This is a genomic window from Paenibacillus sp. FSL H7-0442 (assembly GCF_038593105.1).
Taxonomy (GTDB): domain Bacteria; phylum Bacillota; class Bacilli; order Paenibacillales; family Paenibacillaceae; genus Paenibacillus; species Paenibacillus polymyxa_D.
Map to the genome: position 1 here is coordinate 891541 of NZ_CP151963.1, position 23009 is coordinate 914549.

General features: G+C 48.3%; 23 protein-coding genes. 22 read left to right on the forward strand and 1 reads right to left on the reverse strand.

The window, feature by feature from the left end; genetic code table 11:
- Window positions 1-43 precede the first annotated feature (43 nt).
- The 9 genes from purE to purF all read left to right on the forward strand — a co-directional run bounded on the left by purE (window position 44) and on the right by purF (window position 9291).
- A complete protein-coding gene (gene purE, locus MHH57_RS03960; protein WP_014279837.1) occupies window positions 44-529 on the forward strand; it encodes a 5-(carboxyamino)imidazole ribonucleotide mutase in 486 nt (161 codons plus the stop codon).
- A complete protein-coding gene (purK, locus tag MHH57_RS03965) occupies window positions 526-1701 on the forward strand; it encodes a 5-(carboxyamino)imidazole ribonucleotide synthase (RefSeq protein WP_165150836.1) in 1176 nt (391 codons plus the stop codon). Before purE ends, purK begins: the two co-directional genes overlap by 4 nt.
- Window positions 1702-1703: 2 nt before the next feature.
- Window positions 1704-3002, forward strand: a complete 1299-nt coding sequence (gene purB / locus MHH57_RS03970; RefSeq protein WP_340884366.1) for an adenylosuccinate lyase — start codon at window positions 1704-1706, stop codon at window positions 3000-3002.
- 390 nt (window positions 3003-3392) lie between these two features.
- Window positions 3393-3584 carry a hypothetical protein gene (locus MHH57_RS03975; RefSeq protein ID WP_342434847.1) on the forward strand — a complete coding sequence of 64 codons (192 nt, stop codon included), beginning with the start codon at window positions 3393-3395 and terminating at the stop codon, window positions 3582-3584.
- Between the two features lie 140 nt (window positions 3585-3724).
- Entirely contained in the window at window positions 3725-4606 is an 882-nt protein-coding gene (locus MHH57_RS03980; RefSeq protein ID WP_039272357.1) for a phosphoribosylaminoimidazolesuccinocarboxamide synthase, read from the forward strand.
- Between the two features lie 58 nt (window positions 4607-4664).
- The gene (purS, locus tag MHH57_RS03985) at window positions 4665-4910 is read left to right on the forward strand and encodes a phosphoribosylformylglycinamidine synthase subunit PurS (protein ID WP_007428837.1); all 246 of its coding nucleotides are present in this window, start codon (window positions 4665-4667) and stop codon (window positions 4908-4910) included.
- A gap of 4 nt (window positions 4911-4914) precedes the next feature.
- Window positions 4915-5604, forward strand: a complete 690-nt coding sequence (gene purQ / locus MHH57_RS03990) for a phosphoribosylformylglycinamidine synthase subunit PurQ (RefSeq protein ID WP_039272358.1) — start codon at window positions 4915-4917, stop codon at window positions 5602-5604.
- A complete protein-coding gene (gene purL / locus MHH57_RS03995) occupies window positions 5582-7825 on the forward strand; it encodes a phosphoribosylformylglycinamidine synthase subunit PurL (protein WP_039272360.1) in 2244 nt (747 codons plus the stop codon). Before purQ ends, purL begins: the two co-directional genes overlap by 23 nt.
- Window positions 7810-9291, forward strand: coding sequence for an amidophosphoribosyltransferase (gene purF, locus MHH57_RS04000; protein ID WP_029516033.1), 1482 nt, complete (start codon window positions 7810-7812; stop codon window positions 9289-9291). Before purL ends, purF begins: the two co-directional genes overlap by 16 nt.
- Window positions 9292-9591: 300 nt before the next feature.
- Here purF and MHH57_RS04005 read toward each other — a convergent pair whose 3' ends face one another.
- Entirely contained in the window at window positions 9592-9762 is a 171-nt protein-coding gene (locus MHH57_RS04005; RefSeq protein WP_342434848.1) for a hypothetical protein, read from the reverse strand.
- 246 nt (window positions 9763-10008) lie between these two features.
- Here MHH57_RS04005 and purM point away from each other — a divergent pair, with 246 nt between their 5' ends.
- The 13 genes from purM to MHH57_RS04070 all read left to right on the forward strand — a co-directional run bounded on the left by purM (window position 10009) and on the right by MHH57_RS04070 (window position 22975).
- Complete coding sequence (purM, locus tag MHH57_RS04010) at window positions 10009-11049, forward strand: phosphoribosylformylglycinamidine cyclo-ligase (protein ID WP_209950368.1); 1041 nt, start codon at window positions 10009-10011, stop codon at window positions 11047-11049.
- Window positions 11049-11663 carry a phosphoribosylglycinamide formyltransferase gene (purN, locus tag MHH57_RS04015; protein ID WP_209950367.1) on the forward strand — a complete coding sequence of 205 codons (615 nt, stop codon included), beginning with the start codon at window positions 11049-11051 and terminating at the stop codon, window positions 11661-11663. Before purM ends, purN begins: the two co-directional genes overlap by 1 nt.
- Window positions 11664-11793: 130 nt before the next feature.
- Window positions 11794-13341 (forward strand): bifunctional phosphoribosylaminoimidazolecarboxamide formyltransferase/IMP cyclohydrolase, encoded by a 1548-nt coding sequence (gene purH / locus MHH57_RS04020; RefSeq protein WP_209950366.1) that lies wholly within the window; start codon window positions 11794-11796, stop codon window positions 13339-13341.
- A 71-nt stretch (window positions 13342-13412) separates the two neighbouring features.
- The gene (purD, locus tag MHH57_RS04025) at window positions 13413-14678 is read left to right on the forward strand and encodes a phosphoribosylamine--glycine ligase (RefSeq protein WP_342434849.1); all 1266 of its coding nucleotides are present in this window, start codon (window positions 13413-13415) and stop codon (window positions 14676-14678) included.
- Window positions 14679-14828: 150 nt separating this feature from the next.
- Window positions 14829-16189, forward strand: a protein-coding gene (locus MHH57_RS04030; protein ID WP_241113430.1) for an IS1182 family transposase whose coding sequence is annotated in 2 segments (ribosomal slippage) — window positions 14829-15396 and window positions 15396-16189 — 1362 coding nt in all. Because the reading frame shifts where the segments join, the coding sequence is not laid out codon by codon here.
- Window positions 16190-16689: 500 nt separating this feature from the next.
- Entirely contained in the window at window positions 16690-17145 is a 456-nt protein-coding gene (locus MHH57_RS04035; protein WP_340884372.1) for a DinB family protein, read from the forward strand.
- A gap of 345 nt (window positions 17146-17490) precedes the next feature.
- Window positions 17491-17901 (forward strand): haloacid dehalogenase, encoded by a 411-nt coding sequence (locus MHH57_RS04040; protein WP_318628208.1) that lies wholly within the window; start codon window positions 17491-17493, stop codon window positions 17899-17901.
- Between the two features lie 175 nt (window positions 17902-18076).
- Window positions 18077-18823, forward strand: a complete 747-nt coding sequence (locus MHH57_RS04045; RefSeq protein WP_165149917.1) for an SDR family oxidoreductase — start codon at window positions 18077-18079, stop codon at window positions 18821-18823.
- 160 nt (window positions 18824-18983) lie between these two features.
- Window positions 18984-19331 carry a winged helix-turn-helix transcriptional regulator gene (locus MHH57_RS04050; RefSeq protein WP_019685981.1) on the forward strand — a complete coding sequence of 116 codons (348 nt, stop codon included), beginning with the start codon at window positions 18984-18986 and terminating at the stop codon, window positions 19329-19331.
- Between the two features lie 512 nt (window positions 19332-19843).
- Complete coding sequence (locus tag MHH57_RS04055; protein WP_342434850.1) at window positions 19844-20521, forward strand: TetR family transcriptional regulator; 678 nt, start codon at window positions 19844-19846, stop codon at window positions 20519-20521.
- 99 nt (window positions 20522-20620) lie between these two features.
- Window positions 20621-21478: a transporter substrate-binding domain-containing protein gene (locus tag MHH57_RS04060; protein WP_342434851.1), complete on the forward strand. Its 858-nt coding sequence runs from the start codon at window positions 20621-20623 to the stop codon at window positions 21476-21478.
- A gap of 85 nt (window positions 21479-21563) precedes the next feature.
- Window positions 21564-22211 carry an amino acid ABC transporter permease gene (locus MHH57_RS04065; protein ID WP_029517154.1) on the forward strand — a complete coding sequence of 216 codons (648 nt, stop codon included), beginning with the start codon at window positions 21564-21566 and terminating at the stop codon, window positions 22209-22211.
- Between the two features lie 14 nt (window positions 22212-22225).
- On the forward strand, window positions 22226-22975 hold the full coding sequence (locus tag MHH57_RS04070; protein ID WP_080710711.1) for an amino acid ABC transporter ATP-binding protein: 750 nt from the start codon (window positions 22226-22228) through the stop codon (window positions 22973-22975).
- The last annotated feature ends 34 nt before the right edge of the window (window positions 22976-23009 follow it).

Genomic DNA, 23009 nt, shown 5'->3' on the forward strand with positions numbered 1-23009 from the left:
TGCCGGATTTTTGGCGCTTATTGATAAACAGGGAGTGAAGGACATGTCAGTGCAGGTCGCTGTCATTATGGGCAGCACATCAGACTGGGACACCATGCAGCATGCATGTGCTGTGCTGGACGAGCTTGAAATCGGATATGAGAAAAAGGTAGTTTCAGCCCATCGTACACCGGATTTAATGTTTCGTTTTGCAGAAGAGGCCGCCGGGCGTGGATTAAAGGTCATTATTGCTGGAGCGGGTGGGGCAGCGCATTTGCCAGGGATGGTGGCTGCGAAGACATCCTTGCCAGTCATTGGTGTGCCTGTCCAGTCGAAGGCTCTGAATGGTCTAGACTCCTTGCTCTCCATTGTGCAGATGCCGGGTGGTATTCCGGTTGCCACTGTGGCAATCGGTAAGGCAGGCGCTACGAATGCAGGGCTGCTGGCCGCACAAATATTAGGCGCTTTTGACGAAAAGATAAGTCAGCGGGTTGTGGCAAGACGCGACCGTATCCGTGATGAGGTGCTGGAAGGCAGTGACTCACTATGAATGAGGCATGTGAATCTGCAGGTCGCATCCGTCCTCCAGGTACAACGATTGGACTTCTAGGAGGCGGACAGCTGGGCAGAATGCTTGTGCTAGCAGGGACAAACCTAGGATATCGTTTTGTGACGCTGGACCCTGCACCTGATAGCCCGTGTGGACAGGTGTCAGAACAAATCCGTGCTGCCTATGATGATGAGCTTGCGGCCAGAGAGTTGGCTGGTCGGTGCGATGTGATCACGTATGAGTTTGAAAATGTGGACGCAGATGTGGCTGCACTTTTGGAACAGGAATCCAGCGTGCCGCAAGGCAGCAGTCTTTTGTACACAACACAGCATCGTCTTCGTGAAAAGCGTTCTATTGAAGCTGCTGGTGTCCCTGTCGCTCCGTATCGTGAAATTAGTAGTCCTGCGGATATGGCCCAAGCGGTAGCTGAACTGGGTGTACCGTGTGTGCTCAAGACAGCAGTCGGTGGTTATGATGGCAAGGGACAAGTGGTCATTCGCCAACCGGAGGAGGCCTTAGCTGCCTACGAACAATTGGCAGGAGACGGTGCGGAACTGGTATTGGAACAGTTCATTCGTTTTCGCTGCGAAATCTCGGTGATTGTAGCTCGCAGCACGAACGGTGAAGCTAAAGCCTTTCCACCTGCGGAAAACATTCACGTGAACAACATTTTGCACACGTCGATTGTACCTGCGCGCGTGCCAGAACCTGTTCAGGAGGAAGCGCGAAAGTTAGCGCTGGCTGTGGCAGAGTCGCTGGGTGCGGTGGGACTGCTCGCTGTGGAGATGTTTGTCACCGAAGACGGACAATTGTACGTTAATGAGTTGGCACCACGACCGCATAACTCCGGTCATTACACGATGGAGGCATGCGCCACGTCGCAATTCGAGCAGCACATACGTGCGATTTGCGGTTTACCCTTGGGCAGCACGAAGCTGCTGACTTCCGTCGTGATGGTCAATGTGCTAGGTGAGCATTTGGAGGATGTGGTTCGGCGGTTTGTGCAATCGGATGTTGAAGCTGAAAGGTTGGATGTTGTACCCAAGCTGCATTTGTATGGAAAAAGTGAAGCCAAGCCAGGCCGAAAGATGGGACATATTAATCTACTGTGCCAGGATGCGGAACAAGCGCTGGAATGGATTGAACAAACCAATATTTGGGGGGATAAATAGTCATGATCGAACGCTATAGCAGACCGGAAATGAGAGCGATTTGGACGGAAGAAAATAAATTTAAAGCGTGGCTGGAAGTAGAGCTGTGTGCCTGTGAAGCTTGGGCGGAATTAGGGGTTATTCCAAAAGAGGATACTGTGGCTCTACGTAAGAATGCAAGTTTTGATATTGAACGGATATATGAAATTGAGCAGGAGACAAGACATGATGTTATTGCTTTTACTCGCACGGTGTCTGAAAGTCTTGGAGATGAGCGCAAATGGGTACATTACGGTCTAACCTCTACAGACGTAGTTGATACGGCACTGGGCTACCTGTTAAAGCAGGCGAATGAAATCCTGGAACGCGATATCTTGAATTTTATTGAAATTTTGAAGGAAAAGGCATTGGCTTACAAGCATACACCAATGATGGGACGTACACATGGAGTGCATGCCGAGCCGACCACATTCGGACTGAAGATGGGATTGTGGTACGAGGAAATGAAGCGCAATCTGGAACGCTTTCGTTTTGCCGCTGACCAAGTACAATACGGTAAAATGTCCGGTGCAGTTGGGACATACGCCAACATTGACCCGTCTGTAGAAGAATTTGTATGCCGCAAGCTGGGTACCAAGCCTGCACCGATTTCTACACAGACGCTACAGCGCGACCGTCATGCCGAATACATGGCAACGTTAGCGTTGATCGCCACATCGTTGGACAAATTTGCTACAGAAGTCCGTGCTCTGCAAAAGAGTGAATTCCGTGAGGTGGAGGAAGCCTTTGCCAAGGGTCAAAAAGGATCTTCCGCGATGCCGCATAAACGCAATCCGATCGGAAGTGAAAACATCTCCGGTCTGGCACGTGTGATTCGCGGGCATATGGTATCGGCGTATGAGAACGTAACCCTATGGCATGAACGCGACATTTCGCATTCTTCCGTAGAACGCATTATTCTGCCGGATGCCACGATGCTGTTGAACTACATGCTGAACCGCTTTGGCAATATCGTGAAAAATCTGACGGTCTTCCCTGAAAATATGAAGCGCAATATGGCGCGTACGTACGGCGTACCGTTCTCCGGTCGTATTATGACGAAGCTGATCGATAAAGGTTTTAGTCGTGAAAAAGCCTACGATACCGTGCAGCCGCGTGCTATGCAGGCGTGGGAAGAGCAACGCCAGTTCCGCGATATCGTCGAGGCCACCCCGGAAATTACTGCCGTGCTCAGCGCAGACGAAATCGAGGATGCTTTTAACCCAGCCTGGCATCTGAAGAACGTGGATACGATCTTCAAAAAGCTGGGATTAGGGGAGTAGGAGGGAAGGTTGCTGCGTGGTGAGGCCGCTCTGCGAACGGATCATTCTTCCGATTGCTGTTGCCCCTGGATTCCTGAATTGGAAAACCTGCAAAGGTTGAAATCCAGAGGCAAAGGCAAGCGCTAACGCTTCTCCAGAACGATTCCGTCCGCTCCGCTGCTTCCAGTACCAACCTTCGTATGGGAGCAGAACTTGGGAAGGTGCGGCACATAAGATGCCGCACCACCCCAAGAGCGATGGAAAAGCGTGTTCCACTGCTTTTGCTATCGCTGAGCAACGTTCTCGGGAGGGCTGCCGAATTTGCGCAGCAAACAGCCCGCTGCCCTCCCGAGAACGCGTAGGCTCAAGAAGTGAAGCCTTGAGCCACCGTATCCGTGCGCAGCGTAACACATGCGCACAACAGGCGAAGCCAGAATGCTCGCTGCACGGCATGCCGTGCTACGGCCACGGGCCGAATGGTATTGCGGCGGCATACGCGTAAAAACGCTATTTTGTACCGACGTAAAAGCGTTGCTGGATGACAGCTTGTGTCAACAAGCCTTAATCCAGCGGAACGCGCTCACACCACCCCAGCTCCAGTAACCCGCTATCCCCTGCTCACTACGCCAACCCTTGCGGGAGTCCCGAGGGCAGCAGCCCTGGGGGTTCTCCCTGAGGGGAGGATTTAGGAGGGGCAAAGGTTGATTTAGGAGGGGCAACTTCTATGAAAGAGGTGTAATGAAATGTCATTGTCTACTGCCGAAGGTCTGATCCATGCGCCGCTCTTGTACAAAGGCAAGGTGCGTGAACTGTATGATCTCGGAGAACATTTTCTGATTGTCGTGACAGACCGAATTTCGGCTTTTGATTATGTGTTAGAGCCACCCGTGCCCGAAAAGGGAAATGTGCTGAATAAGCTCAGCGCTTTCTGGTTTGAGCAGACGAAAGACTTGTTGGAAAACCATGTCGTGCACACTGATGTGAACAAGCTCGGGCATGTGATCGACGAACAGAATAAAGCGTTGCTGAAGGACCGGATCATGGTCACGCTGAAGGCTGAACGCATCGACATTGAGTGTGTGGTGCGAGGATATATTACCGGAGGCGGCTGGCGTCAGTATGAACAAAACGGTGAGGTGAATGGCATTCCATTGCCAGAGGGGCTACGTAAAAATGAACGCTTTCCCAAGCCTTTATTTACACCGGCTGCAAAAAATGATGTTGGACACGACGAGGACATTTCCCTTCACCAAATGAAAGAACTGGTCGGGGTTGAACTAACAGGTGAGCTTGAGGAAAAGAGTTTGGCGTTGTACGAATTTGCACGTGCTTTCTGCGAAAAGCGGGGGATTATTTTAGCCGATTGCAAGTTTGAGTTTGGTCTTGTTAACGGGAAGGTTATTTTGATTGACGAAATTTTCACTCCGGACTCATCCCGATTCTGGGCACAGGAAAAGTATGAGCTGGATGTGGAAATTGACAGCATGGACAAGGAGCCGGTACGAAGTTATTTGGCATCATCCGGTTGGGACAAGAACAGCAAGCCCGATCCGTTGCCAGCTGAGGTCGTAAAAGAAACAACTGCAAGATATACGGATATTTGGCGGCGTCTGACGGCACAGTAAATAGTAATCATAATTAAACCAATAGGATTCACTCATTCGGAGGAGGAACTGAAGGAACATGATGAAAGCAACAGTCTATGTCACGATTAAGCAAAGCGTTTTGGACCCGCAGGGGGTTGCGGTGCAAGGCGCACTGCATTCTATGGGTTTCGGAGAAGTGGACAGCGTCAGAATTGGCAAGTATATGGAACTGAATCTGGATACAACAGACCGCGAGAGTGCTGAAAAGCGCGTCATCGAGATGTGTGAAAAGCTGTTGGCCAACACGGTCATTGAAGACTACCGCTACGAACTGGAGGGCTAATTCCATGAAATTTGCAGTTCTGGTTTTTCCGGGCTCCAACTGTGATATTGACTGCTATAAGGCGATAGAAGACACGGTCGGTGAACCTGTCGATTATGTATGGCATACTGCGACGGATCTGTCGTCTTATGATTGTATTCTTGTTCCTGGCGGCTTCTCTTACGGGGATTATCTACGCTGCGGTGCGATTTCCCGGTTTGCACCGGTGATGAAGGAAGTTGCGAAAGCGGCTGCCGAGGGCAAATATATTTTGGGTATTTGCAACGGTTTTCAAATTCTGACCGAAGCCGGTCTGTTGCCAGGGGCTTTACGCCGTAATCTGTCGATGAAATTCCTATGCCGGGATACGGTGTTGCAGGTTGCGAATAACCAAACACCTTTTACTAAAGATTACGCTGCTGGTGAAAAGATCGTCATTCCGATCGCACACGGCGAAGGCAACTATTACTGTGATGATGAGACGCTGGCTCGCTTGCAGGCGAATAACCAGATCGTATTTACGTATAAAGATAATCCAAACGGTTCCATGACGGATATCGCAGGGATTTGTAATGAACAAGGAAACGTGCTGGGCATGATGCCTCACCCTGAACGCGCGGTGGACGCATTGCTCGGAACGGATGACGGCAAACGTATGTTTACATCTATTTTGAACGCATGGAGGGATCGACATGGCGCAGCAAGTGTCCGCTAAGGAACCAACGGCAGAGCAGGTTGCCGAGCATAAACTGTACCAGCAGATGGGTGTGTCGGATAGCGAATATGCGTTGATCTGTGAATTCATGGGACGTCAGCCGAATTATACGGAGATTGGTGTATTCAGTGTCATGTGGTCAGAGCATTGTGCTTACAAAAACTCCAAGCCGTTATTGCGTCGTTTTCCAACGAGCGGTCCACGAGTGCTGATGGGACCCGGCGAGGGCGCAGGCATTGTAGATATCGGTGATAACCAAGCGGTTGTATTTAAAATCGAAAGCCATAACCATCCGTCGGCTGTGGAGCCTTTTCAAGGGGCAGCGACTGGGGTAGGCGGTATCATCCGTGATATTTTCTCCATGGGTGCAAGACCCGTTGCGGTGTTGAACTCTCTGCGTTTTGGCAAGCTGGAGAGCGACCGTGTGAAATATTTGTTCGAGCATGTGGTATCTGGTATTGCGGGCTACGGGAACTGTATCGGTATTCCGACTGTAGGTGGCGAGGTTGTATTTGATGAAAGCTACGAAGGCAACCCGCTCGTTAATGCAATGTGTGTCGGACTGATTGACCATGATAAAATCCAGCGTGGTGTTGCTAAAGGGGTCGGTAACCCGGTGTTCTATGTGGGCCCACCGACAGGTCGTGATGGGATTCACGGAGCGACATTCGCATCGGTTGAGCTGACAGAAGAATCTGAAGCGAACCGGACTGCGGTTCAAGTAGGCGATCCTTTTATGGAGAAGCTGGTTATGGAATCATGTCTGGAACTGATCGATAGTGGTATTGTGCTGGGTATTCAGGATATGGGTGCCGCAGGACTCACCTGCTCCAGCGCGGAGATGGCGAGTAAGGCTGGCAACGGCCTGGAGCTGTATCTGGATCAGGTACCGCAGCGTGAAGAGGGTATGACACCTTATGAAATGATGCTGTCCGAATCACAAGAACGGATGCTGTTCGTAGTAGAGCCTAAGGATGAAGCACAGGCACTGGAAATTTTCGAGCGCTGGGGCGTTATTTGTGCCAAGGTCGGTAAAGTGACGGATGACGGTCGTTTGCGTTTGTTCCATCACAATGAAGTGGTCGGAGATATGCCAGTGACGGCACTGGTTGATGAATGCCCGATTTATGACAAGCCTTCCGAAATCCCCGCTTATTATGAGCAAAATGCTGCTATTGACACACTTCGTTATGCAGAAGTGACAGATTTGAACGGTGCGCTGAAAAAGGTGCTGTCTTCACCAAGTGTAGCCAGTAAGAAATGGGTATACGAGCAGTATGACTACATGGTTCGCACGAGTACAGCCGTTCGTCCGGGATCGGATGCAGCTGTAGTAACCGTGCGTGGAACTCGTAAGGGTCTCGCCATGACGACAGATTGTAACGGACGTTATGTATACCTGGATCCAGAGGTAGGCGGACGGATTGCAGTTAGCGAAGCAGCACGTAACATTGTATGTTCTGGCGGCGAGCCTTTGGCGATTACAGATAACCTGAACTTCGGTAACCCTGAAAAGCCGGATATTTTCTGGCAAATGGAAAAAGCCGTAGATGGTATGGCTGAAGCTTGCCGTGTACTGGATACACCTGTTATCGGGGGTAATGTCAGCTTGTACAACGAAAATACCAAAGGCTCCATCTATCCGACGCCTGTTGTTGGTATGGTAGGTCTGGTACATGATACAGATCATATTACGACACAAGGCTTCAAAGCCGAGGGTGATGTGATTTTCTTGGTGGGGGAAACGAAGGCCGAGCTGGGAGGTAGCGAGTTCCAAGCTGTCGTACACGGTGTATCCGAGGGACGCCCTCCTGAGCTGGATTTGAACGTAGAGAAAAAGCTGCTGACTGCGGTACTGGGAGCGATTCAGGGCGGATTGGTACAATCTGCGCATGATTTGGCAGAGGGCGGATTGGCTGTAGCGCTTGCGGAATCCGGGATTAGCGGCGGATTGGGAGCACAGGTCAACGTAGAAACGACTTTGCGTCCTGACCATGCCTTGTTTAGCGAAAGCCAGTCCCGTATTTTGTTATCTGCATCGCCGGATAAAGCGTCTGCGCTGGAAGCACATCTACGTGGTTTGGAAGTGCCAGTTACCGTATTAGGAAAAGTTGAAGGATCACAATTGACAGTTGAGGTGAACGGACAACCCGCTTTGAACGAGGCAGTCGCCAGTTTGAAGCAAATCTGGGAGGATGTCATTCCATGTCTGATGAAATAACAGCACGGACGTTGTGGACTGGAGATTATTATAATGAAGGCTCTGGTAAAGAGGGGCTGTTTGATAAATTAAAAGAGGAATGCGGCGTATTCGGTGTGTATAGACACTCCGATGCCGCTTCCCTAGCATATTACGGATTGCATGCACTCCAGCATCGTGGGGAGGAAAGTGCAGGCATCTGTGTGAGCAGTGGTGACGAGTTCCATTATCATCGTGGTATGGGTCTTGTAAAAGAAGTATTCAATAAAGATTTGATGGCTTCGCTGACAGGCGATATTGCCATAGGACATGTGCGCTACTCGACAAGTGGAGACAGTAAGCTGACGAATGCACAGCCTTTGGTGTTCAAGTATCGTGATGGCGATTTGGCAGTAGCCACGAACGGGAATATCGTGAATGCTTTGCAAATCCGGCATGAGCTGGAGCAGGGCGGGTCTATTTTTCAAACGACCAGCGATACAGAAGTAGTAGCACATTTGATCGCACGATCGTCCAAGGATTTGGTGGAGGCCGCTAAGGATGCATTGAAGCGTATTGTCGGCGGGTTTGCTTTCCTTATTATGACCAACGACAAGCTGCTCGTGGCTTCCGACCCCAATGGTCTGCGTCCAATCACGATGGGCAGACTGGGAGATGCTTATCTGTTCGCATCCGAGTCTTGTGCCCTGGAAACGATTGGGGCAGAGTTGCTGCGCGATATCGAACCGGGTGAGCTGTTGGTGTTGGACAAAAATGGACTGCATGAAGATCGTTACACGGAAGAAAAGCACCGTAAAGCGCTATGTGCGATGGAATATATTTATTTTGCCCGGCCTGACAGTGACTTGAATGGTTCTAATCTTCATGCTGCACGCAAAAGAATGGGCAGCCAGATGGCGCTGGAAGCTTTTGTTGATGCAGATTTGGTTACCGGTGTACCGGACTCCAGTATTTCGGCTGCGATTGGTTATGCAGAGCAGACAGGTATTCCTTATGAGCTGGGCATGATTAAAAATAAATACACTGGACGTACCTTCATTCAGCCGAGTCAGGAGCTGCGCGAGCAGGGTGTGAAAATGAAGCTGAGCGCTGTACGCCGCGTTGTTGAAGGTAAACGAGTCATTATGATCGACGATTCTATCGTCCGGGGCACTACATCCCGTCGAATCGTGAATATGCTGCGTGATGCGGGAGCGTTGGAGGTACATGTACGTATTACCTCGCCGCCTTTCAAAAACCCGTGCTTCTACGGTATTGACACGCCGGATCGCCGGGAACTGATTGCTTCATCTAAAACCGTCGAGGAAATTCGTGAGGAAATTAACGCCGATTCGCTTTACTTTATGAGCGCCGAGGGTTTGATTGCCGCTGTAGGTGGATATAACGAACAGGATTACAAAGGCGGCTTGTGCCTAGCTTGTTTCGATAATGATTACCCGACTCAGGTAGATTTCAAAGGCGAAGAGAAGTTCGGATGTAGTTGTTAGTATAGGGAACAAAAGAGGTACTAGCGCCATATAATGCGGTTCTGAGGGGGCTACTCCGCGTGTGGAAGGTTCTTACGATCGCTGTTGCCGCTGGATTCCTGGATTGAAATAATCCCTTACAGGGTTGGAATCCAGCTGCAAAGGCGAACGCTTTCGCTTCTCCAGAATCCTTCCACCCGCTGCGTTTCTCAGGTATGCAGCATTATTGCAGCAGTGCCTGTACCTCTTTGGTTCCCACCAAGAAGAGGATAGGTAAGGCAGTTAAAAACTCATGGCATAACTATTTCATGCCATGAGTTTTTAGCGGAGCGGTGACTCGTAAAAAGTCACCCTGCTCTTGTAAGGTTGAGCCGCGAAGCGAAGCTCAATAGCAGGCAAGGCAAAGCTGCCTGCCTCAAAGGGCAAAGAAGTAAGCCGCCCGTTGGCGCTGCTCACTTCTTTGCCCGGCACGTCCCCGCCTTTGCGAAGCAAACAGCCCGGGACGTGCCCCCGCCGCCGTGAAGGCGGCAACGCACCAAAGCGTGTCCTTGTGAATTACGGGAATGCCCCGCAATTCACAAAGGAAAGCACGCGACTCACAGCACGAACCATACACCAAGCAGCACCCAACCCTACGCATCTGACCGACTCTTGAGAGGTCCAGGGGGAGCAGCCCCATGGAATCCTCTCTGTTAGGGAGGACTTAGGAGGGTCAATCATTTGAAGGAGTGTTCATGAATGTCCGAAGCATACAAAAATGCAGGGGTAGATATCGCTGCCGGTAATGAAGCAGTAGAACGGATGAAAAAGCACGTTAAACGTACCTTCCGTCCCGAAGTGCTGACGGACTTGGGCGGATTCGGTGCGTTGTTCGGCCTGAATAAGGATAAGTACGAGGAGCCTGTACTCGTTTCCGGTACCGATGGTGTCGGCACGAAGCTGAAGCTTGCTTTCGCAATGGATCGTCATGACACCATTGGTATCGACGCGGTTGCGATGTGTGTAAACGACATTGTCGTCGGGGGCGCGGAGCCACTCTTTTTTCTGGATTACCTCGCTTGTGACAAGGTTGTGCCCGAGAAAATTGAAGCTATAGTCGCTGGAATCGCAGAGGGATGCCATCAATCGGGCTGTGCGCTGGTCGGCGGTGAAACCGCAGAAATGCCAGGGATGTATAGCGAGGGTGAATATGATATTGCCGGATTCACGGTAGGGATTGTAGATAAAAGTAAAATCATCAACGGCAGCTCCGTTGCCCCTGGAGATACCGTTATTGGGCTGGCCTCCAGTGGAGTTCACAGTAATGGCTTCTCACTGGTTCGCAAGCTGTTATTGGAACAGCAGGGCTATGATTTGCATGATGAAATCGAAGGCTTAAACGGCAAACTGGGCGATGTACTGCTGGAGCCGACGAAAATTTACGTGAAATCCGTTTTGGCATTGCTGGACAAGGTAAAAGTAAAAGGTATGGCGCATATCACAGGTGGTGGTTTTATTGAAAATATCCCAAGAGTGTTACCGGATCACGTCAATGTGGATATTGAATACGGCACTTGGCCGATTTTGCCGATCTTCCAGCTCATGCAGGAAAAAGGTGCAATCTCCAACAGAGACATGTTCACAACCTTTAATATGGGGATTGGCATGGTAATCGTTGTAGGCGAAGAGCATGCACAGACTGCACTGGAAGTTCTGAAGGAACAGGGCGAAGCTGCCTATGTGATCGGAAAAGTAACGGAAGGCAGTTCTATCGTGACCTTTACGGGAGCCGAGGTGTAATGAACGAGTACCGGATTGCTGTTTTTGCATCAGGCGAAGGGACGAATTTTCAGTCATTGGTGGATGCCGCTGCGCGAGGAGAACTGGGCGATGCCTCGGTAGAATTGCTCATCTGTGACAAGCCTGCGGCTCCTGCCGTAGCTAGAGCACAGAAAGCTGGAGTTGCGTGCCATACCTTTCGACCCAAGGAATATCCTTCTCGAGAAGACTATGAGCGTGAACTGGTGGCTTTACTGGAGCAGAAATCAATTGATCTCATCGTGTTAGCTGGCTACATGCGTTTGCTATCCAGCGTCATGGTCGATGCCTACGCAGGAAAAATCATTAATATTCATCCGTCACTACTTCCGGCATTTCCAGGGAAAGATGCTGTTGGACAGGCATTGACCTATGGTGTCAAGGTAAGTGGCGTCACCGTTCATTTTGTGGACGGGGGCATGGATACGGGAGCTATTATTGCCCAGCGTGTCGTGGAGGTTAGCGACCATGATACTGCGGAATCCTTATCCGCAGCCATTCAATCCGTAGAACGTCAGCTATATCCAGAAGTAGTTGGAAAATTAGCCCAAGGCAAAATCCAATTAAATGGTCGCAAAGTGATTTCACTTCTCTAAGAATGATTGTAATTTGTCATATCATTGTTATATCAAGGATGCTGTACAGGCATTTTCCGATATTTCTCGGGAAATAAAATGATAAAAGAGAATTTTGCAAAATTCTGAAAGAGCTAAAGGAGGAGACAGGGTGAGTATTAAAAGAGCGCTCGTCAGCGTATCGGATAAGCGAGGGATCGTGGAATTTTGCCGCGAGTTGTCCAAATTGGGTGTGGAGATCGTTTCGACAGGGGGAACGAGCAGCTTGTTGTCGAAGGAGGGCATTCCTGTCATCGGCATTTCCGAGGTAACGGGTTTTCCTGAAATTATGGATGGACGTGTTAAAACACTCCACCCTGCGGTACACAGCGGCTTGCTGGCTGTTCGGGATAATGAAGAGCATCAGCGTCAGATGAAAGAGCTTGGATTGGGTTATATTGATCTGGTCGTTGTGAATCTGTATCCTTTTGCGGAAACGATTGCCAAACCCGGTGTAACTTATGAGGACGCGATTGAAAATATCGACATCGGCGGGCCAACGATGCTTCGTTCTGCGGCAAAAAATCATGCTTTTGTCAGTGTGGTGGTTGATGCTGATGACTATAGCACAGTGTTGGAGGAAATTCGTAAGGATGGCGATACGGAGCTGAATACCCGTAAGCGTTTGGCTGCAAAAGTGTTCCGCCATACGGCGTCATACGACGCTTTGATATCCGATTATTTGTCGAATGTGACAGGTGAGCCGTTGCCTGAGCGTTACACTGTAACCTATGAAAAAATCCAGGATTTGCGTTATGGCGAAAATCCGCATCAGCAGGCGGCATTTTACCGTGAGCCATTGGCGGCAAAGGGTACACTGACAACAGCGAAACAACTTCACGGCAAAGAGCTGTCTTACAATAACATCAATGATGCTAATGCAGCTTTGCAAATTGTCAAAGAATTCAGCGAACCTACAGTAGTAGCAGTTAAGCATATGAATCCTTGCGGTGTGGGAATTGGCGGCAGTATTTATGAAGCGTACAGCAAGGCGTATGCAGCTGATCCAACCTCGATTTTTGGCGGCATCGTAGCGGCTAACCGGATTATTGATGGTGATACAGCAAATAAGCTGAGTGAGATCTTTTTGGAAATTGTACTGGCACCGGGATTTACGAAAGAAGCATTGGAGATTTTAACGAAAAAGAAAAATATTCGTTTGCTTGATTTGGGTGAGCTTTCCCGGTCTGAACAGGTGGAAAGCCGCTTCGTCGTGACTTCCATTGAAGGTGGCATGGTCGTTCAGCAAAATGACATTCACGCTGTAGACTCGGATGCACTTACAGTTGTAACGGAGCGGGCACCATCCGAGGAAGAACTGAAACAGCTTTTGTTTAGCTGGAAAGTGGTTAAGCATGTGAAATCCAACGCCATCGTACTGGCGGCAGATAATATGACCATTGGCGTAGGCGCTGGACAAATGAACCGTGTCGGTGCGGCCAAGATTGCTATCGAGCAGGCTGGTGACAAAGCAAAAGGTGCCGTACTGGCATCCGATGCATTTTTCCCGATGGGCGATACGTTGGAGTTGGCAGCTAAAGCAGGCATCACAGCAGTTATTCAGCCGGGCGGCTCCATCAAAGACGAAGAGTCCATCAAGGTTGCTAACGAATACGGCATTGCCATGGTCTTTACAGGCGTACGTCATTTCAAGCACTAACTTGTATGAGTTGAGGATGCAGCAGCATTTTCACCTGAACAATCTTAATGGGAGCGGGAGGAATCACCTGAATGGATATTTTGGTTATCGGAGGGGGCGGCCGCGAACATGCAATTGTGTGGTCGCTGAAGAAAAGCCCCAAGGCCGGACAAATCTATTGCGCACCAGGCAATGCTGGTATCGGACAGTTAGCGGAGTGTGTGCCGATTCCGGTGAGTGACTTTGACGCGCTGACAGAACTGGCGGAATCCAAAAAGGTCGGACTTGTCGTGGTTGGCCCCGATGATCCGCTGGCAGATGGCATTGTGGATGCTTTTGAAGCGAAAGGCATTCCCGTATTCGGACCGCGTAAAAATGCAGCGGAAATTGAAGGTAGCAAAGTCTTCATGAAGGATTTGCTCCATAAATATCATATTCCGACAGCAACCTATCGTAAGTTTTATACTTACGAGGAAGCACATGCATACTTGAAGGAGCAACCGATCCCGATCGTCATTAAGGCAGACGGACTGGCGGCAGGCAAAGGGGTAACGGTCGCTTACTCGATGGAGGAAGCGGAAAAGGCTCTCTCTGACATTATGGTGACCAAGGTGTTTGGTGAAGCCGGGGCACAAGTCGTGATTGAGGAGTTTCTGGCTGGTCAGGAAATGTCGATTCTCTCCTTTGTCGATGGTGAAACGGTTCGTCCGATGGCCGCGGCGCAAGACCACAAGCCTATTTTTGATAATGACAAAGGGCCAAATACAGGCGGCATGGGTACGTATTCTCCATTGCCTCACATAGCCAATTCCATTATTGAGGAAGCTATTGAGACGATTATTAAGCCGACGGCCAAGGCCATGGTTGCTGAAGGGCGTCCATTCCGAGGTGTATTATTTGCCGGATTGATGATTTCGCCGGACGGCAAGCCGAAGACCATTGAGTTTAATGCACGTTTCGGTGATCCGGAAACTCAAGTGGTTCTGCCTCGTTTGAAATCCGATCTGCTCGATATTTTTCTCGCTGCTGTAAATGGCACGCTGGATCAGGTGGAGATTGAGTGGAAGGATGAAGCGGCGGTGTGCGTGGTGCTGGCATCCGGAGGTTATCCTGCAGCTTACGCCAAAGGCGTACCTATCCACGGATTGGAACAGGTAGACGAAGCTATTGTATTCCATGCTGGAACGGGCATCAACGAACAGGGTGAGTGGGTAACGAACGGAGGACGCGTACTAGGCGTGGTTGGCTTGGGGCGTGACATTGCCGAGGCACGTGACAAAGCTTACGAACAGGCGGATCGTATTACCTTTGAAGGTAAACAAAACCGTACGGATATTGCGGCAAAAGCATTGCTGTAGCAGCAACATATAGGATAAAGAGAACCTCTGTGGAGGTTCTCAGGCTGTCGAGAAAGTCTCGACAGCCTATTTTATGTTAATTTTGTTTAAGACGACACCGCGTTAATGTTGTATAATATAGGTAACTATTGTAGAACGGATGGTGTTGATATGCTACGCTCCAACCGCGAAAAACAACAATCCTACGAATTTGTTTCCATCGAAGATCTGGTTCCTCAAGATCACTTGCTCCGCAAAGTAGATAAGTATATCGATTTTTCGTTTATCGATGATAAAGTTCGACCACTGTATTGTGCAGACAACGGGCGTCCTGCCATTGATCCTACCGTATTGTTTAAAATGATCTTTCTCGGTTATTTCTATGGCATTCGCTCAGAACGGCAACTCGAGCGAGAAATTCAGACGAACCTAGCTTATCGTTGGTTTCTGGGGTTGGGCTTAACGGATAAAGTTCCGGACCATACGACGATTAGCTGGAATCGTCGCACTCGCTTTAAAGACACCACGATCTTTCAAGATATCTTCGATGAAATTGTGCTGCAGGCGATCTCTCACCGAATGGTGGGTGGGCGTGTTCTCGTCACCGATTCCACACACGTCAAAGCCAATGCTAACAGGCACCAGTACACCAAAGAACAAGTGTTGCAGAATACTAAAGACTATATGGACGAGCTGAACGAAGCGGTGAAGGATGACCGGAGAAACCACGGAAAAAAGCCTTAAAATCCCGAGAGGAAGTGAATGAAGAAAAAGAAATTAAAGTGAGCAAAACAGACCCGGACAGCGGCTATATGATCCGTGATGGCAAGCCCGAAGGCTTCTTCTATCTGGACCACCGCACGGTGGATATGAAGTACAATCTGATTACGGACGTGCATGTGACACCGGGGAATGTACATGATTCTGTCCCCTATTTGTCCCGTTTGGATCGCCAAAGAGAACGTTTTGGTTTTCAAGTAGAAGCTGTTGCACTAGATTCAGGTTATTTAACAACGCCGATTTGCCGAGGTTTGCAGAACCGAAAGATTTTTGCCGTGATTGCTCACCGAAGATTCCATCCCAGACAAGGACTGTTTCCGAAATGGAAGTTTGAATACGATGCCAAACGCAATGCGTATAGATGCCCAGCCCAACAGGAACTGCCCTACCGAACGACGGACCGTAAGGGATACCGGCAGTATGCCTCTGACCCAGCTCAGTGCCAGCATTGCCCACTGCTAAGTCAGTGTACCCAGTCTCGAAACCACCGCAAAGTGGTGACTCGGCATGTCTGGGAAGACAGCAAAGAGTGGGTACGGAGCAACCGGCTGAGCCCATCTGGTAAAAAGCTGTACCGCAAACGAAAAGAGACGATTGAGCGAAGCTTCGCGGATGCCAAAGAGCTCCATGGGTTTCGCTATTGCCGTTTGCGCGGTCTTCCAAACGTCAGGGAACAAGCCCTTATGACGGCAGCCGTGCAGAACATGAAGAAGATGGCGATCCACCTAGATCGCCTGGAGAAACAGGGGTAACCCCCCTGCTTCTCCAGAGACCAGAGCATTATGATGTAAAAAAGAAACCCACGTCTCAAAATGACGGGGTTTCTCGACAATCTGAGAACCTCTGTGGAGGTTCTCTTTTTGTTTAAAGAAAATAAAGTTGTAGACTGAGCAAATAAAGCGTTTTCTTAGTGCTTGGATTAATATAAGGCTCCTTTAGAAGCACTACATGCTACCCGCGTATGTTCTTTAAATAATATTTGGCGCTGGAGCTTCCTTTTTTATTGAACTCCCATGAAAGTTAAAGCAGCTAAAAACCCGAAAAAGACAATAACAAAATAGACCTAGCCAAATGATTTTTTTAAAAAAAGGCACTGCCTGAGAAGAGTTATGAAATTAAAGTATCAAAGATTTTTCAAGGCTGAACGTAAAAATGAGGCTGGTGTAAAGGTTGTTTTAGTTCATTTAAATGCTTAAACTAACGGTTAATAGTAGGTTCAAGTAATCGATGAGACGAAGAGGGGGAAACCGAAATGAAGACGATCAAGTGCATGATGGACCACCTGTACTGGGCGGACGGACGCATCCTGGACGCGCTCGAGAAGAGTGAGACGAAGAACAAGGACCTTCTGAAGCTGGTTCGGCACGTCGCGGTCGCGGAACGAGTCTGGCTGTCCCGATTGCCGGGCAAGGGCAGCGCCCAATATTCGTTGTGGGAGGAAGCAGAAGACCTGACGGCGATCCGGACGATGTTCGAAGAAAACGCCGAGCAATATCGCGTCTATATCGAAGGACTTGAGGAATCCGAGTTGGACGAGATGATCGACTATGTGAATCAGAGCGGGGTTCCGTTCCAAACGTCCGTCCGGGACATCCTGTCACAGGTCCTCTTACATGGGCAATATCACCGGGGACAGATCAACCGGGCGCTTCGGATCGAATCAGTAGAGCCTGTCCAAGTCGATTACATCACGTTCGCGAGGCTCTAACAGGGCCTAATAATCACCATTATTCGGAATGGGATTGGCATTGAACGAGGGGTACGATAGCTCAACAAATTGCTTTTACCATATAAGAGCAACATGCTAATGTATATTAGCAGACGATGATGTTTTATAAGTGATAAGAACCTACACTGCCTTATTTAGGATCAAAGAGAGCCCATACCCTTATAAATTGGAAAATTCATTTGCTTCCAAATACGGTTATGGGCTTATTTACTTTTCATAAGCACTACACCACATTAGACTGCCGGTACTTGTTTAAGCTAACGGGCAGGATAGTTCAAATACGTGGTATCATGTGGTGAGTAATTAATGGAGCCCTCTTTTACAATGTTGAGAATGAGGGAAATCGTGGTCGGCTTGGAATGGGAAGGTTTGTATAGAGAATTGTTGGGAGATGGAAACCAATTGCTTATGGAAGGCGCAATGGATGTCTGTCATCGCTTATCAAAGACCCATCGAATGTTCGTAATCACGTATGGTATCACTCACACGCAAATCAAACGCTTGAAGCAGTCTGGGCTATATAAGTTTTTCGAGGATATCTTTGATTCGCAAAGCATTGGTTATCAAAAACCGAAGGGAGAATTTTTCAATTACGTCATAAGTCATATTTCAGATGGTGGTCTTCAGTCGGGCATTGACACCTGTTGGGTCAACAGAACCGGACAAAGAAGTCCGGCAGAAATTAAAAGCACATATACAATCTCAAACTTAATGGAGCTCACTTCCATCTGTTAGGCTGTAAAAACAAACGCTTGTGCCGCCTCAATTATCACTTTTTGGTGACTATATCACAAAAAAGTGGGTACTGTTTTTCTTGTAACTTTTCCCCCATACTATCGTTCATAGGAGGTTCATGAAGCAGACAGAGCATCCTATACCATATAAATCATTATAAAAGGAGTGTAATAGAATGGGGAAATTTGACGGGAAGGTAGCAGTTGTAACCGGAGGTACAAGCGGCATCGGTCTCGCGTCGGCACAACAGTTCGTAAAAGAAGGGGCTTACGTTTTTATCACGGGACGCAGACAACGTGAACTGGATGAAGCAGTAAAGCAGATCGGAAAGAATGTTACAGGTGTCCGAGGTGACATATCTAAATCGGAAGATCTAGATATATTATTTGAAACAGTTAAGCGAGAAAAGGGACACTTGGACATTCTCTTTGCAAATGCCGGACTAGGGTCATTGCTTCCATTAGGAGAAATTACAGAAGCACAATACTACAAGACTTTCGATGTCAACGTGAAAGGAACCATCTTTACAGTACAAAAGGCATTAGCTTTGTTTCCAAATAAAAGAGGTTCGATTATTCTAACGGGATCCACTGCTGGCTCGACGGGGATGCCAGCGTTTAGTATCTATGGTGCATCCAAGGCAGCGATCAGACAGCTCGTCCGCAGCTGGATTCTTGATATGAGAGGGACCGAAATTCGTATAAACATCCTTAGTCCGGGAACAATCGTAACGCCGGCGTACGATGAGTTATTTGGCTCTGAACTAGATCATTTACTGGAACAGGCAAAAAATGATATTCCGCTCGGCAGAGTGGGGCAGGTTGAAGAGATCTCCAATGCTGTCATGTTCCTAGCCTCTAATGAAAGCAGCTATATGAACGGCGTTGAATTATTCGTAGATGGCGGAGTAGCTCAAGTTTAACCAGGACATAGTAATTTTCAAACGACAAAGATTTTTAAATCAACTTAAAGGCGATTGTATTATCCCCTCCATGTAACGTTCAATTTTTCCTTCAGTGATCCTTGAAGGATCAAGCGATACATGAAGGGGATATTCTTAGATCGGGAGATGGTGTATTGATATGAAAACATTTTTCTGTGAACTGGAAGTTACACTAGAGGTTATCGGAGGAAAGTGGAAGGGGCTTGTTCTGTACTATTTAATAAAAGGACCTAAACGGACGGGAGAGCTTAAGCGACTCGTTCATAATATATCGCAAAAGATGCTGATTCAAACTCTTCGGGAACTGGAAACAGACGGATTAATTCGCAGAAAGATGTACAATCAGGTACCGCCTAAGGTGGAATATTCAACGACGGAACTGGGTCAATCACTTGAACCCATTTTGAGATCGCTTTGTGATTGGGGGGGGAATTACGCAGAGCAATCCTTCGCTCCGGGCGAGATTGAGATTTTGTATCTGGATTAACTGTCGGGGGACAAGAGCATAGTCCCATTTGAAGTCGCTATTTTAGCGGCTTTTTTGTTTTATCGTTTTACGTTGATGTTTTCGAGTGATGAGCAATATTCTAGTACAGGTTACTTCGTAATTAACAAGGTGCACTACAAAACTAAGGACACAAAACTTGTCTCAGAGATTTATAAGTACGTCTTGGATTATGGCAAAAGCATCATGCCCCAGCTGTTGCCAGGAGTCTGAGCAAACAAGTAAGCGGTTGAGGCTAATGACAGAACCCATTACGCTAACGAGAAACGTTAGTTTAATAAAACAGCGGTAGTCTGAGACTGCCGCTGTCTTTTTTGTTGGCGCCAGTCTAATACTTATTTTATGGGATCTGTCGGTTTTTAAAATTTAAAAGCCGCTTGGAGCAGCAAAACTTTATTTTCTTCTGACACTTTTTTCTTTGACAAAAGTATACTTATCCTATAGGATTAAAAATACAAAACTGACTGACTGATCAATCGGGAGGAGGAAACCCATTGCAGCCACGAAAGGCGAAGCAGTCCGAGACCGTCTCAAATGACCAACCTGCTGAGCATGCGGGGGAAGAAACAGACCGCAGAACACAGCTTCTTTACATTGCATTGAAGCGGTTCGCCGAGCAGGGTTACCATCAAACGAAGATTTCAGATATCGTGGTAGAGGCGGGAGTAGCCCAAGGCACGTTTTATTGGCATTTTAAAAGTAAAGAGGCACTGGCGCTGGAGATTATCGCTACCGGTCGTGAACAACTGCTATCAGCGATTGGACAGGGATATCGCCGTGATGCGGGAACGCTGGCTGATATGGTTAAGGCATCGGAGGCGCTGTTTGTTCGGTTATTTGATTTTGCATTGGAAAACCGCTATCTGATGGGTTTGCTGCTGATCGGCAGCGGTGTCGTTGAACCGGTGCGCCAGAGTATCCGAGAGACAAGGGCCGCGATGGAGCTGGCATTCCGGCGCAATATGGAAAGAGCGATCGAGCTGAACATGTTGCCTGCTGAATTGGATGTCGAATTAAGAGCGGCACTACTCATGAGTATGATCGAAGGTGTCATTACACGCTGGCTATTCGGTTCAGAGGGAACACATGACCACATCACACAGATAACTGCTAAAAGATTGGCAGCAGAGGCGGCTAATTTTGAGTTTTATGGACTATTAGGTCAAAGCTAGAGGGTCAACATCGCATGAATGGGTAGTTGGCAACAAATAATATAGCCAAATCACATATATGAACTCAATCATTTACATCCAGACAGGAGAGAAGGATACATGAAAACATGTAAAAAAGGGTTCTTGGTAACTACACTCATGGCTCTGGCATTGTTCAGCCTTGTGCTAAGCGCTTGTGGTACTAAGCCAGAAGCTTCTAATACTAGCAATGGAGCGGGTAGCAGTAATGTGGCAGCGAGTAACCAGCTCGAAGCAATCAAAAAGGCTGGTGTAATGAAGGTAGGCATGATGGGCACCTATCCGCCGTACAATTTCTTGAACGATAACAAGGAATTGGACGGATTTGATGTGGATATCGCCAAAGAATTGGCGAAGCGAATTGGAGTGAAACCGGAGTTCACGGCACAAGAATTCTCGGGACTGGTTCCAAGTTTGCAAAAGAAAAAATTCGATGCAGTGATTAGTCAGGTGACGATTACAGAGGATCGTAAGAAGGCTATTGACTTCACAGAGCCTTATATCACAAACAATGTAAACATTATCGTAAACAGCAAAACGAATGATATTACCAAGCTGGAGGACTTTAAAGGCAAAACCATTGGTGTCGGCCTGGGAACGAATGATGAATCTTATCTGCGGAATGAGGTACTGCCGAAGGTAGGCGATTTTGAGATTAAAACATATGATGATGTCATTACTTCCTTAAAGGATCTAAACTCTGGTCGTATTGACGCAACAATCAACAATCTGTATGCTCTCAAGCCTATTATTGATAAAAACGGTTTCCAAATTAAAGCCGTAGGCGAGCCGATTAAATCGGATCAAGCGGGTGTAGCCATTAACCAGAAAACTCCTGAGCTCAAAGAAGCCTTGAACAAGGCTTTGAAGGAAATGAAGGAAGACGGCACTTACAAAACAATTTTCAAAAAATGGTTTGGCGAGGAGCCAAAAGAATAACGTAAGCCTGTTAGAGGCGTCTGGCTCCAGTCTTGGCTTTCATGCTGACATGGGGCCACTCGTCTGAAAGAAGGGAATATAACCAATGCTTGAATTAATGTGGGAGAACGTCCCTTTTTTATTAAAGGGTGCTTATTATACGCTATATATTACGATTGTCTCTATGTTTTTTGGCCTAATCATTGGTTTGGTTGTTGCTGTGGCCCGGTTGAAGGGGAATCGACCCGTTCGATGGCTGGCGCGCATGTATGTATCGATCATTCGGGGAACGCCGGTTTTGGTGCAGATTGCGGTCATTTATTATGGACTGGATGATTATGGAATATCATTCGGATCGCTGACGGCTGCTTGTTTAGCACTTAGTATTAATACAGGGGCGTACTTGTCGGAGACGTTCCGTGGAGCTATTTTAGCCGTACCCCAGGGACAGACTGAGGCAGCTTATGCGACGGGAATGTCGCCCGGTCAAACGATGTGGCGTATTATTCTTCCTCAGGCGGTACGCATTGCAATTGCACCGATGGGGAATACATTTGTGGGTATGCTTAAAGAAACATCGCTGGTGTCGGTGATCGGGGTCAGTGAATTGATGCGACAGGCCCAGCTTTTACAAGCACAGTATTTGCGCTACATGCCGTTTCTGCTCGAAATTGGCCTGATGTACTGGATTATGAGCATTGGATTCTCCGCTATACTGGAGCGGGTGGAAAAGCGTCTGGCTCGAGCTTATTAAGGTGGAGATGATAGATGATGATAACAACAAACGGATTAGGTAAACGATTCGGACAGGTAGAGGTTCTGAAAAGCATTGATTTTCAGGTTGCCGCTCGTGAAATCGTCGTATTACTCGGCCCGAGCGGTTCAGGTAAAAGTACCTTGCTGCGGTGCCTGAACGGTCTAGAAGAGCTGTCTTCCGGCAAGTTTGAGGTAAATGGGATTGAGGTCGATGCTACAGCTCCCGTTCGTGTCCGCCAAGCAGCCATTCGTGATATTCGCAAACAGACGGGGATGGTGTTCCAGCAATTCAATCTGTATCCGCACAAAACCGCCATCGGCAATGTCATTGAAGGACTGCTGACCGTAAAAAAAATGCCGCGCGACAAGGCTATGTCCATCGGACAACGGTTGTTGGAGCGGGTGGGGTTATCGGACAAGCAGGATGTACATCCTTCACGTCTGTCCGGTGGACAGCAGCAACGGGTAGCCATTGCGCGTGCGCTGGCGATGGACCCGGCAATTATGCTGTTCGACGAGCCGACATCGGCGCTTGATCCCGAGCTGGTAGGGGAAGTGCTGGGTGTTATGCGAGAATTGGCTCAAGACGGGATGACGATGGTCGTGGTTACCCATGAGATGAAATTTGCTCGTGAGGTGGCGGACAAGGTCGTATTTATGGCAGATGGTATCATTTTGGAGGAGGCAGCGCCACAGGCGTTTTTTGATACTCCCCAGCATGAGAGAACACAGAAATTTTTACGCCAAATCAGTGAATTTTAAAATAAGTCGAAGAAGAATTATAGATTATTAAAAT

Coding starts and splice junctions, on each gene's coding strand:
- purN (WP_209950367.1), top strand. CDS start 11,049: ATGAACGAGTACCGGATTGCTGTTTTTGCATCAGGCGAAGGGACGAAT.
- MHH57_RS04050 (WP_019685981.1), top strand. CDS start 18,984: ATGAAAACATTTTTCTGTGAACTGGAAGTTACACTAGAGGTTATCGGA.
- MHH57_RS04065 (WP_029517154.1), top strand. CDS start 21,564: ATGCTTGAATTAATGTGGGAGAACGTCCCTTTTTTATTAAAGGGTGCT.
- purQ (WP_039272358.1), top strand. CDS start 4,915: ATGAAATTTGCAGTTCTGGTTTTTCCGGGCTCCAACTGTGATATTGAC.
- purB (WP_340884366.1), top strand. CDS start 1,704: ATGATCGAACGCTATAGCAGACCGGAAATGAGAGCGATTTGGACGGAA.
- MHH57_RS04045 (WP_165149917.1), top strand. CDS start 18,077: ATGGGGAAATTTGACGGGAAGGTAGCAGTTGTAACCGGAGGTACAAGC.
- MHH57_RS03975 (WP_342434847.1), top strand. CDS start 3,393: ATGCGCACAACAGGCGAAGCCAGAATGCTCGCTGCACGGCATGCCGTG.
- purL (WP_039272360.1), top strand. CDS start 5,582: ATGGCGCAGCAAGTGTCCGCTAAGGAACCAACGGCAGAGCAGGTTGCC.
- purE (WP_014279837.1), top strand. CDS start 44: ATGTCAGTGCAGGTCGCTGTCATTATGGGCAGCACATCAGACTGGGAC.
- purK (WP_165150836.1), top strand. CDS start 526: ATGAATGAGGCATGTGAATCTGCAGGTCGCATCCGTCCTCCAGGTACA.
- MHH57_RS04060 (WP_342434851.1), top strand. CDS start 20,621: ATGAAAACATGTAAAAAAGGGTTCTTGGTAACTACACTCATGGCTCTG.
- purF (WP_029516033.1), top strand. CDS start 7,810: ATGTCTGATGAAATAACAGCACGGACGTTGTGGACTGGAGATTATTAT.
- MHH57_RS03980 (WP_039272357.1), top strand. CDS start 3,725: ATGTCATTGTCTACTGCCGAAGGTCTGATCCATGCGCCGCTCTTGTAC.
- MHH57_RS04040 (WP_318628208.1), top strand. CDS start 17,491: ATGTTGAGAATGAGGGAAATCGTGGTCGGCTTGGAATGGGAAGGTTTG.
- purM (WP_209950368.1), top strand. CDS start 10,009: ATGTCCGAAGCATACAAAAATGCAGGGGTAGATATCGCTGCCGGTAAT.
- MHH57_RS04070 (WP_080710711.1), top strand. CDS start 22,226: ATGATGATAACAACAAACGGATTAGGTAAACGATTCGGACAGGTAGAG.
- MHH57_RS04035 (WP_340884372.1), top strand. CDS start 16,690: ATGAAGACGATCAAGTGCATGATGGACCACCTGTACTGGGCGGACGGA.
- purS (WP_007428837.1), top strand. CDS start 4,665: ATGATGAAAGCAACAGTCTATGTCACGATTAAGCAAAGCGTTTTGGAC.
- purD (WP_342434849.1), top strand. CDS start 13,413: ATGGATATTTTGGTTATCGGAGGGGGCGGCCGCGAACATGCAATTGTG.